This is a genomic window from Edaphobacter modestus, assembly GCF_004217555.1.
Classification (GTDB): Bacteria; Acidobacteriota; Terriglobia; order Terriglobales; family Acidobacteriaceae; genus Edaphobacter; species Edaphobacter modestus.
In genome coordinates, this window is sequence record NZ_SHKW01000002.1 from 189022 (window position 1) to 201625 (window position 12604).

Genomic DNA, 12604 nt, shown 5'->3' on the forward strand with positions numbered 1-12604 from the left:
GCTTTAGCCACCTAGACTTGGGGGGGAATGAGACCCAACTGGACAAAGCCCAGAGGGTAAGACTTATCGTGTCTATGATGAAAACATCATGGGCACGATAGGTCGTATGCAAAGCCACGAATGCGGATTAAAGCGTGCCTACATCAGGGCGAACTTTACCGCTGATCGGAACCTTGCATTTCGTACACTGAATCGAATAGTTTCCCTCAGAATCGATCGCGCGTGCAGGTATTTCCACCTCTGAATGACAAATGGGACACGTAGCTGTCTTGGTGCCAAATCCTGGATCGGGTTCCATGATGAGCCTCCTTCGGAGACCTTCTTTTCTTAGATTCGTCGTCGTGTGTCGAGCGCTGGCACCAACGATAGATACCTTCCCACCGGTTCTTTCTTCGGTCTCGGCCCGGGATTTCCCTGCCTGAGGATTTCAAAGTGTCCTCCTTCAACATATCCAAAGAAAAAGCTCTGCGCGGGTATGCCTTAAAGGGACATCATCTCCAGGCGTTCCGTTGCCCGGATCAGGTTTGCCGAGACCGGGGATTCTGTGCCCGAGGATGCTGATGTTTGGTAAATCAAGATCGGCGAGCAGATAGTTCCTCGTCTTGATAGACTTTCGCGGGCCTCCCCAGACAGATTTCACATCAATCGAACCGAGCAGGAACACATTCTTTACGTCCGAAGGGCCTCCGTCCAGGAAGGCCCGATAACCTTCGCGAACGTCGGACTCGTACTGCTCCATCTGGCCAAGCGGATCTAAATACCTACGTGTTTTCCATTTGCAAGTCACTCAAGTGCGCTAAAAAGGCACAAATCCCCGGTCGAAGTGTCCCTCCGAGGCCGCCGGCGCGGGTCAAGCATATCCGAACTGTCATTCAACTTGCTATTCATGAGAACCCTTGTTCACCTTCGAGCTCACCGTCCAGGCTTCCATTTTCTCTGAATCGAACGGTCGGATTCCTTGCGCAGAACACGCTGAATCACTACTAACGTGCAATCAGGAGGTCCGCCATAAAACTCTCGGTCTTCTGTGGAGTGAGTGAGCGTCGATGGCTTTTTGGCTCGCCCGGACGACGCGCTTGACTTCTTGCACACCGGTGAGCAGGAGCCTCACGGGTTCAAGGAATTCCTCGCCAGCGTGGATGTAGTCGTTATCGGCCGCAGGACTTTCGATGTCGTGTTGAAATTCGGACACTTGGCACTTTACGGCAAGAAGCGTGTGATCGTCCTGTGCGGCCGTCCACTTAATTTGTCATCGGATACGAGCGGAGTGGTCGAACAGATGTCGGGCGAACCGATCGAAATCGTTGCGCAGCTCAGGTCGCTCGGCTTCAAACATGCCTACATAGATGGCGGCATCACCATTCAAAGATTTCTTGCCTCCGGACTGATCGATCGCTTGGTGATAACGCGCGTGCCGGTGTTGATCGGAGCAGGCATCCCGTTATTCGGCCGCTTGCCGCGCGACATCAAGCTTCGCCTCATTGCAACGCGCAGCTATAACGGCGGCCTAGTCCAGAGTGAATACGAGATTGGCTCGTAGCCACTGTAATACGAGCGGGCAACCACCATTCGTACTGAGGGAAGTTGAAGTACTTATACGGAAAACAAAGAATCTGAACCTCGATCGACCAGCCTTCAGCACCACAGTGCGATTGCTCACCCGTATCCGCGCCAGCGAGGCTCCCTTCTTCTTCGTTGCAGCAGCAAAGTTTGTGCATGGACGATCACAATTCAATCAGCAAGTGTCTCAGGGAGGTTTCCCGATAGGTAGTTTGCGGCGAAGTTAGGCCGGAGAAACAACAGCCCTCGCCGGATTCGTCGCGGCGACAGAACCAGATCTATGCGGATATGTCCTACGTGTGGTGAAAATATGGGCGTGTGGAACTCCGCAAGCACGCGGCTTCAAAGCAACGAATACGAATCGAATCAGTGAATCGCTCGCCACACATCCGTAGCGGTGCGTCGCGCGGTAGCTATCGATTTATCAAGATACAACTTTGTCCAAGCCTATAATCAGGTAACGAAATATGGAGGCAGCTATGATCTCTGAGCCAGCCCTTCAGCCCTTCAGCCCTTCAGCCCTTCAGCACTTCCGCACATCGCTTCGAAGTCAGTTACTCCTGCCAGGCGAACCTGGATATGAAGATGCCCGCAAGATCCATAACGCTATGATCGACCGGCGACCGGGCGCTATTGTCCGCTGCGCCGGGGTTGCCGATGTCATCGCCTCCATCCGATTCGCGCGTGACAACGAGGTCACCGTGTCCGTCCGCGGCACAGGCCACAATGTAGCGGGCATCAGCTTGTGTGACGGTGGCATGGTAATTGACCTGTCAGCCATGAAAGGCATTCATGTCGATCCGGCTGCACGCGCCGCTCGCGCGGAGCCCGGCGTCACCTGGGCTGAGCTCAACTACGAGCTGCAGGCATTTGACCTTGCAGCTACCGGCGGTTTCGTGGGCACTACCGGCATTGGAGGCCTGACCCTCGGCGGCGGGTTGGGCGGGATGGTCCGCAAGCACGGTTGTGCTCTCGACAACTTGCTTTCGGCCGACGTCGTGACCGCTGATGGTCAACTTCTGCGCGCCAGGTCCGACCACGATCAGTCACACCATCACTTGTATGCTGATTGCCTAATTTCGAGTTAATGCAACAGTGCCGTCTACCGTCAGGTGCATGCTCTGGAAGAGCACTCTAAGACCTCGGTTAGCCGCCAGCGAGGCTCGCACCTTGGCATGCCGGATTCGGGATTGGGCTCGTGAAGAGTTCAGGGTGACCGGACGGGTTTGAGCTAACCTGATAAACAATCATCTTCAGAGATGCCCAAGGAGCTTCTTAATTCATGGCACGACTGAGCCGAATGACCGATGTCGCTGAGGTGGCGGGCGTAAGCACGATGACTGTATCGCGTGTTCTCAACGCACATCCGAGCATCTCCGACGAGGCTCGGCGGAAGGTTCTTGCCGCGATCGAAAGACTTCGCTACCAGCCGAACGAACTCGCGCGATCGCTTCGTGAGCGGCGTTCCAGGCAGATTGGTATCCTGGTTCCCTATATCTCTGATCCCTTTTTTGCGTAAAGCGGAATGTCTTACCAGGGCAATTCTTTATTGATCTCGTGGATGAAGCGGCCGCTGGGGCTATCCGATCCCAGCAGTGCAACCGTCACTGTGGTCTTTGCTCCGTCAGGTACAGACATCGGCGCCGCGTCCGAGCCAAGAACGGTCTTAACCCAGCCCGGATGTACGGAGTTCACCGTGATATTGGTGTCCTTGAGTTCCGCTGCCAGATGAATCGTGAACACGTTGACCGCGGCCTTGGAGGCGTTGTAAGCGAACTTCCGCAGTGGTGCGATGGGGCTCGGGTCCATTGCCTGAAGTGTCAGAGAGCCGAGGATGCTGGCGAGGTTGACGATCCGTCCCGCTTCGCTCTTCTTCAGCAAGGGAAGAAATTCGCGAGTCAAAGCTACCAGGGAAAACAGGTTAATGTTAAAGATGCTCTGCAACTCCTCTTCGGTCGATTCACTCGCACGCAGGCCAATGAGCCCATCTGCCGGCCCTACGCCCGCATTGTTGACCAGAATATCCAGCTTGCCATAGCGTGACTCGATGAATTTTGCCGCGACAGCGCGATCGGCTGCCTTGGTCACATCCAGTGCAAGTGCCTCTGCTTCGATGCCTTCGCTGCGCAATTTGCTCGCAGCGTCTGCGGCCGCGCGCTCCGTGCGTGCTGTGACAATAACCCTTACGCCTTGCTGGCCCAACTGCCGTGCAGTCTCAAAACCGATTCCGCGATTGGAACCAGTAACTAAAGCTACTTTCTTTTCGTTTGCCATGTTCGTGGCCTCCTGATTAGTAGATACAACAGGGCATGCGGATGATTCTAACTATTTCCGACCGGTCGGCAGTTTTTTAGAAAAAAGGACACAAGTCTCGGCTGCATAAAGACATGTTTAAAAAGACAAAATATCCGACCGGTCGGTTGAATAATGTGAATCCCTGAAGGTGTTTCTGTCGTCTACTCTTGGGAAGGCCAAATTCGAGGCCGCTCTGCCGCTAGGCAAAAAGGCTCACGGTAATCGTTATCGGCGGAAGCGGCAACGAAGCTGGGGACTTTACCCGCAAGTTGCAGGAGAAAGGCCATTGACGGATTCAGGGAGTGCGGAGCTATGACTACAAAAACGAAAGCAGCCGTCACGAAGGGTGAGCGCAGCCGTCGGAAGATCGTAGAAACCGCCGCAGTGCTGTTCAACCAGAAGGGGTTCACTGGATGCTCGATGGGGGACATCGTTGCGGCTTCAGGCCTGGAGAAAGGGACGCTCTACGGCCACTTCTCTACAAAGGAAGAACTGGCACTCCTCGCTTTCGACTATGCGTGGAAGGATACGAGTGACAAACGACTTCGGAACGTCGACACCGTTTCAAATGCGGTAGACAAACTGAAGCTGCACATAGACAACTATGTCAACACCCCGAGTTTTCCAGGGGGATGCCCTCTTTTGAACTTTGCAGTAGATGCCGATGACGGCAACCTCACCCTCCGCACAAGGGTCAGAAAGGCACTGAAGGGTTGGGAGGATCTTTTGGCGAAGATTGTTGAAGATGGCCAGTCAGCCGGAGAGATCAACCCGGAAATTGACCCACATTCGGTCGCCAACCTCGTGATCTCCATCCTCGAGGGAGCAACGGTCGTGGCACGGATCAATAAGCGGTCCGCGGCTCTCGACGACGCTCAAAGTCACCTCAGTCTGTACCTGGAGACTGCGGTCAGACTCAGAACTGACTCCTGAGATGGCAAGGGTAATAGAGGATATTGCCCACCTATGACTTTTTATGAATAGAGGAGATAGCATGTTATCGATCACTTCGGCTCTGCTTGGCATTGCGCTTATCTGGCCGCCTACAGCGAGCAATGTTTCTTCGGCTCCAGCCTGGGAAACTCTGCCAGCAGAACAACCTCTTTCAGTGGCAATGGAGGCGGGTTACGTTGATCATGACGGAGTTCGGATCTGGTATGGAACGGCCGGTAAGGGCGACCCAGTTGTCTTATTGCACGGAGGAATGGAGAGCAGCCTGAGTTGGGGGAATCAGGTTCCAGCTTTGATCAAGACTCACCATAGGGTGATCTTGATCGATAGTCGTGGCCACGGGCGGAGCACGCTAGGACCTTATCCGCTTTCCTACGAGAAAATGCAGAGCGATGTCGTGGCCGTAATGGATACGTTACACCTTAAGAAAGCGGCCTTCGTTGGCTGGAGTGATGGAGCAATCATCAGCCTCATCATGGCAATGAAGAATCCAGAACGAGTCAACAGGGTGTACGCTTTTGGGGCAAACATGAATACGGATGCCGTCGTATCGGGCGCTTTTACTTCGCCTATCCTCTCCGAAGTGGCAACAAGGTTGGCTAAGGATTACGCACGGATCTCACCCACGCCCGACGAATTCGGCTCTCTTCACAAGGCACTTGAAACGATGCAGAAGAAGGAGCCCAATTACACGACGAAGGAGCTGGCTGCTATCAAAGTGTCTAAGATTGCCATCGCCGATGGCGACCATGAAGAATTCATTACTCGAGCCCACACCGCCTATCTTGCGGCCACCATTCCTGGCGCAAAGCTGATTATCCTTCCCAACGTGAGCCATTTTGCCCCTTGGCAAGACTCCACAACATTCAACAACTCAGTCATTCGATTTCTCGACAATTAATTTACCTGACTGAAAATCAGCTGCCGCGCGCAACGAGCACACAGAGTTAAGTGTGAACGCGAATATGCGCTCGCGACGCGGAGTCAGAAAACACAAGTGTTGCACCAGATGAAAGGAAATTATGAATTCACAGAATGAGGGACCTTACTTGATCGACGACAAAGATCTACCAATCGTGCTTGTACATGGAACAATGGGGAAATCAGAGGACTGGTCGCGGGTAGTGGAAGAGCTATCCAGCTCTCGCTCGGTGACGCGCCCAAATTACATGGACCGGGTCGCTGAAAGGAACTCGACTAATGAACTGTCGATAAAAGATCTCGCGGATGAGGTTGTAGCTGCAGTCAGGGCCGAAGGTAAGCAACGCTTTGATCTAGTTGGCTCTTCCCTTGGAGCGGCAGTTGCCACATGCGTCGCAGCAGAGTATCCGGAGATGGTCCGTTCGCTTGCACTCGTATCAGGTTTCAGCCATGGAAGCGATCCGCGGATGAATCTGCAGTTCAAACTGTGGCTTCACTTGGCCAGCACAGATAAAGTAGCATTCACAAAACTGCTGCTGGTGAGTGGCCTGAGCTCCGGGATTATGTCTGCATTTGACGAACCACACTCTAAACGGAATCATCGAAAACTTTATCGCATCGACTGACTGGCGTCCGGTCGAACAGACCATCCGGGTGGACCTGAGCGTGGATGTTCGGGAGTACGCCACGAGAATCAAGACCCCGACGCTGCTGATTACTGCAAAGCACGATCAGATCGTGCCGCCGGCTTACTCGCAGAATCTGGTTCCTGACGCGAAGACCCTTGAACTCAATTCGGGCCACTTGATCTTTCTGGAGAAGCCAGTCGAGCTGGCTTCCGCCATACTTTCTTTCTGCCAACGGCAAGCAGGTGCCGTCTCTTGAAATCAGAACTTTCCCATGAAAGGTAGATACCTTGGCGAGACCGACACGCAGAGCCGGCTTGAATGGATCGCCATGCTCTGGCCCATGACGGTGAGAGCATGCAAAGTTGTGGGGTGGGATAAGCTGGCGGCATGAAATGGACGATGAAGTTGGTTGTTGAGGCAGTACCAGGTGAAGCCATCGAGCATGAGGTTGCCACAATCGAGCGCTCGGACAAGATCTCCCCTGCCACCGTGGGGTTGACGATTGATGAGGGGAAATTGATTCTGGAAAGCCTGCAGAAGCAAATTGTCACGGCGCAGGTTAAAACAGCATTGCGTCAGCATTCGATTGTGCTCCGGATGCGGGAAGGCGTTTCGAACCAAGGGCTATTATCAATCCACTCTTCGCTCCGTATACGGCAATTGACATGCGCATTCGACGATTGCATGCATCTTCTTGTTCAGAATCGCAGGCCCGTACCTTTTCTTCGCTCTTCACCAATAAGAGTCCCATCACGCCAGAGTTGCGATATCTCACCGCCAAGCTGGCTGCGTTGCTGCCGTTTGGCAAGGCTGCCGCCTTTCTCGGCGAGTTGTTGCCGATGCCTGCACAGACAACGGCCGGCACGGTGCGCCACCGGACAATGAAGGTAGGCAGACGGCTTCAGAAGACGGCAGAGGTCTTCTCGGCCTCTTCGACAACCGCACCCGGTGGATTGGTCGTTGGTATGGATGGTGGGTACGTTAGAAATCGACATCAGCGACCGGAGCGGAACTTTGAAGTCATTGCCGGTAAGGTGCTGACTAGCGAAGGGCGTACACGCTTTGCCTTCGTACGCAATGGAGGTGCCGAGGCTATGAATGCAGTCGGCCTTGCCCTGCGGAAGTGCGGAGCGAGTGAGACCATATCGATGACGGTTCTAACCGATGGTGATGCTGGGTTACGAGCCATTCACCGGCTAGTTGCGCCACACGCAGAGCACGTGCTGGATTGGTTCCACATTGCTATGAAGTTTACGAACCTACAGCAGCTCGCGAAAGGTGTAAACGCAGTTACGGATCATGAGATTCGCAGCCACGCATTGGCAGAGCTCAACCGTGCGAAGTGGCGGTTCTGGAATGGTCTTTTCGAGCAGGGACTGATCGGCTTGGTGCATCTTAGGCAGTGGGCAGCAGCTCAGTGTTTCGACCACATATCAGCGTTGAAGAAGTTGCAGCACGCCCTGTTGGACATGATCCGCTACTTGGAATTGAACGCCGATTCTATGCCCGATTACGGTAAGCGCTACCGAGCCGGACAGCGAATTTCAACCGGCTTCGTAGAGTCTGCAGTCAACGAGATCATTGCCAAGCGAATGGTGAAGAAGCAGCAGATGCGAGGGAATCGCCGCACCGTTCAGAGCTTCCTCGAGGTTCTCATTCATGTACTGAATGGCACCTTGGAAGATGCATTCCGTCACTGGCACCAAGGGTTTCGGCCCATCAAGCATCTGTCTCCGTTACCTGTCTCAGCTTGAGCACCCCACAACTTTGCATGCTCTCAAACCTAACAGCGATTTACGAGTACTATCAAAATGGTCCGCTGCCACCTGGATCGGTTGGTACCTGCAGCATATGCCGCACTGGTTTCATATCGCCACTGCTGCTGCTACGCTCATAATGGAACTGGTTCTCGTCTGGATGGCCTTTCTCTCACGCCCGTGGAAGATAGCCTGCTTCTTCATCGTTACCGCCTGGCAGATCGGAGTCATCGCCTCCGCAAACTATAGGTTCGCGACCACATAGGCTCATATCAACCAGCGGACGGACGAACGCCAGCCTTTGCCGTAAAAATCCTCGAAGAGCAGCAGGGCTGGAACGAGAGTCGCAAACTCGACCAATTTACTGACGAAAGGCCAAACCACCCGCAGTTCACCGAAGGCCATCTGGAATGGGGTTGTGTTCGTAAGCAATCGTAGGCCATATGGGCCGGCGAATAACCCGAACCAGAGCAAGACTCGCTCGCCCGATTGCCACCGGGACAGCTGGACAACAACTGCAGCTACCCCAATCGCTGCAATGATGGAGCCAAGGATCACCAGCGGAAGATCGCCGCATAGTTTGGACCGCAACTGCTCTTCAGAGACTGCCAGGAGGAGCGCGTTGATCACAATGGGACCTACCTAGACGTTCTTGCTGAACCTTACCGCACGCCTCGCGATCCTGAATCAGGGAATAACAACCAGCTCTCATTCACGCGGAGCGAGCACCTCGACACTATAGCGGGACCGCCAGGGGCAGGTTTACCGGAAACGGATCTCATTTGACGGCGTGACCTGGTCATCTGGCGGATGTGCTCAACCTATGGAAGTGCCATCATAGGCTCGTCAAGTGGAGGACATGATGATAAGCGGAATTCAGAGCTCAGCGGTTTGGAACTCGTTGTCTAAATCCATACCGGAAGCAATCGAAGCAGTCCAGGACAGCATCGTCACCATCCATGGAGGAGGCCGCTCGACCTCAAGTGGAGTTGTGTGGCGACCTGGCGTCGTCGTAACTGTGCGTAACGGTCTCCGTCGCGGTGAGGTAGTCAAAGTGGCCCGCCGCGGCGAGCCATTCAACGCTAGTGTTGCGGGAACTGATGCGGGAACGGATTTGGCGGTACTTAGAGTAGAGTCCAACAGTCTGAAACCCGCTGAGACCAGCGGTCTCGAGAGTACGCGCGTCGGAGAGCTTGTGCTGTCAGTCGGCCGTTCTGTGCTAGGCGACATCTCGGCCAGCTCAGGAATCATCGCGCGTCTTGGCAGCCCCTGGCGAACCTGGCGCGGTGGACAGATTGATCGCCTCATTCGACCGGATGTTCGACTTTACGTGGGCCAGTCCGGCAGCGCACTGGTGAACGAACAACATCGCGTCCTGGGTATCAATAGCCCGGCTCTAGCACGCAATGCCATCATCACTGTGCCGACACAGACCATAGATCGGGTTGTCGACGCAATCCTTGAACGTGGCCACGTACCCCGACCTTTTCTCGGTGTCGGGATGCAGGCCGTTCCCGTTCCCGAGGCTCTGCGGGCTCAGTTCGCTGAGGGAGCCGACCAGGTTCTCCTGGTTTTGCACGTCGAACCTAATGCGCCTGCAGCTTCGGCGGGTGTGTTGGTGGGAGATCTAATTGTGTCACTAAATGGCGATCCCGTTCATGACGTTCGTGATGCCCTGCATCGGATTGCCAGCTTGAGCGTCGGAGACTCTGTATCTCTTGTCGTGATCCGGGGAGGCGCGAGAATGGAGTTGACCTTAACTGTGGCGGATCGTGGCTGACCATCGCAAACACGAAACACAAGGTCGAGCGCAGGCAGAGGTCGTACGCCCGCTCGATCCGTTGCTTGTACTGCCATGTGTCGATTCGATGTTGCACTCGAGCTACTTCGAAGGTCTTCGAGGTGCGCGAGGCGTGGATTTGCTGCACGTCGCACTTCCGTCAACTCTGCTCTTTCGTGCGCAGAGCGACAGTCCGGATGCTATTGTGATTGTCACCGAAGAGTCATTTCCAGCGGCGTGGGGAAATAACAGCTCGCTAGATGAAGTCTTCTCGGACACTCCTACGGTCCTGCTGGCCGGAACACTAAGTGCTGCCATCACGAGAAGCGCTTCGCGCTTAAGGATACGCTCCGTGCTTCCGTTAGTCATAACGACTCATCAGCTTGTTGCCGCGATTGCAGCGACGGTGGCGGGCTTCGCTGTCACCCTGCCACGGCCCTCGTCCCCAGCAGGAGACGAGATTAATGGTATTCGTCCCAAGCTGGGCAACCCCGCACAACTATCTCCAGCGGAACATCTCACCGCACGAGAAGTCGAAGTCTTACGTCTAGTTGCTCTTGGGCGGGGAAATAAGGAGGTGGCTGCGCAGCTCAACCTCTCGGAACACACCGTGAAGTTCCACGTCAGCTCGGTTCTCGCCAAGCTCGGCGCCCGAAGCCGGACGGAAGCCGTAGCGATCGGCATTCTGCGCGGGCTGGTTGCCATTTAAAGATACGTTCAAGCGCGGTCCAGAACTGCCATAGGGGCACGTAGGATTGCTTCGCAAGCAGAGCAGTACTCTTAGACGACACCGCAGCAAGACCTTCGTGAACTGGTGCGACGAAACTCTGAAAGATCCACCTCGACCAGAAGTACGGTGCAGTCGTCCTCTTTGTGTGTCCAGAGCGATGCTGCTTCTGGCCCAGAGCGGAAGAAATCGACCCGCTCTCCCTGTGCTGGGAAGCCGCCTGGTGGTGACTGTTTCCAAGGCTGATTTTGAAAGGCGATGCCTCTCAGCATCGCGTGATGGCACTCGGCATTCGGCACGTCGAGGGGATAAGCTGCAGCGATCTTCGCGCTGATCGTCTGCCATTCGTCCGACATCTGCTGGAACGCTTCGGCGTACTCCGCGGAGTCCATATCGAGCGTTTCGGCCCGCGCACGAAACTCGTCATGAAGTTTGTCTAATGCCTCGCGTTGCTCTCGTTCGCCCGCCACATAAACCTCTCAGATAGGGATAGTCACTGCAGTGGAAAAGCCTCAAACGGTGAGGCCACCGAACTTGCCGGGAACGGGAATCACGCCGTCAATCTGGGCTTTAATTCTGCCAGTATCGTCCAGGATCGTTACGTGTTCGCCAACCAACAAGGAGTCCGGAAGGATATCGAGACAGTAGCCGTCGCTGTTGGCTCCGCTCGGGACCTTCAATGCAGAAATACCTCCACTGAAGGAACAGGCCGCTCCGAGGATTTGCGTTGGGGTCTCATCGCCGCGCGCATTCAGAATGAATCGCGAGGGAGTCAGGCTAACGAGTTCATTGCGAGTCGTCCCCAGCTCGCTGTAGAAACGATCGTCGGTCAGGTCCAAAACGCGAGCGAGCTCACACCGAAGGGAGAGGACAAGATCGGGGTCTCGCGGAGCACCCTTCAACTGACCGTCCGCCGTGGTGAAGAGAGCTTCGACCTCCAGCAAGGCAGTCATCTGGCTATCGGCGCAGTAGAGAACCGGGAAAGTATTGGGAGCGTTGTAGCGACCACCGGAACGGACGGAGCCAATCGCAGACAGCGGAGAGTCCCGGTGCCGTTCGGCGATGATCCGATAGACGAATCCCGAAAACGGCTGAACCGGGGCATTCTCTAAGGCGCGTAGGAGTCGGTCAGTAGAGTGCAATCCCGGTCTCGCTAGGCTGGCTGCCTTGTGCTCATGGCCTCGACTAGAGCTTCGAGGGGCTTGAGGTTGCCGCTCTCGATGAACTCGACAGGGGCCTGATTTTCAAGGTACCGGTTCGGGGCATTCAGAAAAATCCGAGCGCTCTTCTTGTTCCCGGCGTACAGGTCAACGATAGCCACCCAAATTCGGTACACACGGCGCAACTCCGGCTGGAGGCTGCTGGCGTCGGGATGCTTCCGCACACTCGGTGCTTTTTTGCCGATGGCGTCTGCAATCGTGGACACAGGCAGTTGAATCTCGCTCGCGATACGCGCGGCATCAAGGCGTCCCGACTGCGGGTTGAAGAGGGCAGGATCGGCGCTGACAAAGGTCGTTGTGGATGACAACATTGACGTCACCTCTACAGCTATACTAATAGCCTCTTTAGGTCTCGTCAAGGTATCGCAAAAGTCATTCTCGGTGGGTTGGAACCCAAAGGTCTTTGGGTTTTCAACCCCGATCCAACAGGCCTGAGCCGATCCCTTTCGCAAAGAAGTAAGCAGCCTCTCTTAAAGAGGTTGAATGTCGGCTGCCTGCCACCCCTTAGGCCCTTTAACTACATTGAATTGCACAGCCTGCCCCTCTTGGAGGCTCTTGAAGCCGCTCGTGTTGATCGCGGAGTAATGAGCGAAAACGTCTTCGCCGTTTTGACGGCTGATGAAGCCAAACCCCTTGGCATCGTTAAACCACTTCACTGTTCCCTGTTCCATCGTGTTTTCCTCGGTTCTCATCTGTTGCCAAGCGCAGTCAAAGTGGGTTTCGGGCTACATCTTTGCTAAAACCAAACTGTTCCCATGCCAGGT

17 protein-coding genes are annotated in these 12604 nt (G+C 54.9%); 11 read left to right on the plus strand and 6 right to left on the minus strand.

Translation table 11 applies throughout. The features are described from left to right. Positions 1 to 1036: 1036 nt before the first annotated feature. The 3 genes from BDD14_RS26655 (at position 1037) to BDD14_RS26665 (ending at position 3079) form a co-directional block, all read left to right on the plus strand. Positions 1037 to 1540, plus strand: a complete 504-nt coding sequence (locus BDD14_RS26655; protein ID WP_130423885.1) for a dihydrofolate reductase family protein — start codon at positions 1037 to 1039, stop codon at positions 1538 to 1540. 499 nt (positions 1541 to 2039) lie between these two features. Then, positions 2040 to 2648 carry an FAD-binding oxidoreductase gene (locus BDD14_RS26660; RefSeq protein WP_207231902.1) on the plus strand — a complete coding sequence of 203 codons (609 nt, stop codon included), beginning with the start codon at positions 2040 to 2042 and terminating at the stop codon, positions 2646 to 2648. A 194-nt stretch (positions 2649 to 2842) separates the two neighbouring features. Continuing rightward, a complete protein-coding gene (locus tag BDD14_RS26665) occupies positions 2843 to 3079 on the plus strand; it encodes a LacI family DNA-binding transcriptional regulator (protein ID WP_130423890.1) in 237 nt (78 codons plus the stop codon). 11 nt (positions 3080 to 3090) lie between these two features. On the opposite strand, the gene BDD14_RS26670 is transcribed toward BDD14_RS26665, so the two are convergent. After that, complete coding sequence (locus BDD14_RS26670; RefSeq protein WP_130423892.1) at positions 3091 to 3834, minus strand: SDR family oxidoreductase; 744 nt, start codon at positions 3832 to 3834, stop codon at positions 3091 to 3093. 333 nt (positions 3835 to 4167) lie between these two features. Here BDD14_RS26670 and BDD14_RS26675 point away from each other — a divergent pair, with 333 nt between their 5' ends. From BDD14_RS26675 to BDD14_RS32090, 6 genes are all read left to right on the plus strand, one after another. Beyond that, entirely contained in the window at positions 4168 to 4788 is a 621-nt protein-coding gene (locus BDD14_RS26675; RefSeq protein ID WP_130423894.1) for a TetR/AcrR family transcriptional regulator, read from the plus strand. Between the two features lie 61 nt (positions 4789 to 4849). Further along, the gene (locus BDD14_RS26680) at positions 4850 to 5707 is read left to right on the plus strand and encodes an alpha/beta fold hydrolase (protein ID WP_165420318.1); all 858 of its coding nucleotides are present in this window, start codon (positions 4850 to 4852) and stop codon (positions 5705 to 5707) included. Positions 5708 to 5828: 121 nt separating this feature from the next. Continuing rightward, positions 5829 to 6353, plus strand: a complete 525-nt coding sequence (locus BDD14_RS26685; protein ID WP_130423898.1) for an alpha/beta fold hydrolase — start codon at positions 5829 to 5831, stop codon at positions 6351 to 6353. Continuing rightward, a complete protein-coding gene (locus tag BDD14_RS26690; protein ID WP_130423901.1) occupies positions 6301 to 6612 on the plus strand; it encodes an alpha/beta fold hydrolase in 312 nt (103 codons plus the stop codon). The genes BDD14_RS26685 and BDD14_RS26690 overlap by 53 nt, the downstream gene beginning before the upstream one ends. 409 nt (positions 6613 to 7021) lie before the next feature. Beyond that, on the plus strand, positions 7022 to 8110 hold the full coding sequence (locus BDD14_RS26695; protein ID WP_130423903.1) for a hypothetical protein: 1089 nt from the start codon (positions 7022 to 7024) through the stop codon (positions 8108 to 8110). A gap of 97 nt (positions 8111 to 8207) precedes the next feature. Continuing rightward, a complete protein-coding gene (locus BDD14_RS32090; protein WP_165420319.1) occupies positions 8208 to 8378 on the plus strand; it encodes a lipase maturation factor family protein in 171 nt (56 codons plus the stop codon). Positions 8379 to 8380: 2 nt separating this feature from the next. On the opposite strand, the gene BDD14_RS26705 is transcribed toward BDD14_RS32090, so the two are convergent. Beyond that, the gene (locus BDD14_RS26705; protein ID WP_130423907.1) at positions 8381 to 8743 is read right to left on the minus strand and encodes a hypothetical protein; all 363 of its coding nucleotides are present in this window, start codon (positions 8741 to 8743) and stop codon (positions 8381 to 8383) included. 229 nt (positions 8744 to 8972) lie between these two features. Here BDD14_RS26705 and BDD14_RS26710 point away from each other — a divergent pair, with 229 nt between their 5' ends. Both BDD14_RS26710 and BDD14_RS26715 read left to right on the plus strand, forming a co-directional pair. Continuing rightward, positions 8973 to 9893: a S1C family serine protease gene (locus tag BDD14_RS26710; protein WP_130423909.1), complete on the plus strand. Its 921-nt coding sequence runs from the start codon at positions 8973 to 8975 to the stop codon at positions 9891 to 9893. Next, a complete protein-coding gene (locus BDD14_RS26715) occupies positions 9886 to 10602 on the plus strand; it encodes a helix-turn-helix transcriptional regulator (RefSeq protein WP_242618312.1) in 717 nt (238 codons plus the stop codon). Before BDD14_RS26710 ends, BDD14_RS26715 begins: the two co-directional genes overlap by 8 nt. Before the next feature lie 71 nt (positions 10603 to 10673). Here the strand turns inward: BDD14_RS26715 and BDD14_RS26720 are convergent, their stop codons facing one another. The 4 genes from BDD14_RS26720 to BDD14_RS26735 form a co-directional block, all read right to left on the minus strand. Then, complete coding sequence (locus BDD14_RS26720; protein WP_130423911.1) at positions 10674 to 11090, minus strand: hypothetical protein; 417 nt, start codon at positions 11088 to 11090, stop codon at positions 10674 to 10676. Between the two features lie 42 nt (positions 11091 to 11132). Beyond that, positions 11133 to 11762: an RES family NAD+ phosphorylase gene (locus BDD14_RS26725; RefSeq protein WP_130423913.1), complete on the minus strand. Its 630-nt coding sequence runs from the start codon at positions 11760 to 11762 to the stop codon at positions 11133 to 11135. An 11-nt stretch (positions 11763 to 11773) separates the two neighbouring features. After that, positions 11774 to 12151, minus strand: a complete 378-nt coding sequence (locus BDD14_RS26730) for a hypothetical protein (RefSeq protein WP_130423915.1) — start codon at positions 12149 to 12151, stop codon at positions 11774 to 11776. A 159-nt stretch (positions 12152 to 12310) separates the two neighbouring features. Next, positions 12311 to 12511, minus strand: coding sequence for a cold-shock protein (locus BDD14_RS26735; protein WP_130423917.1), 201 nt, complete (start codon positions 12509 to 12511; stop codon positions 12311 to 12313). Positions 12512 to 12604: the final 93 nt, after the last annotated feature.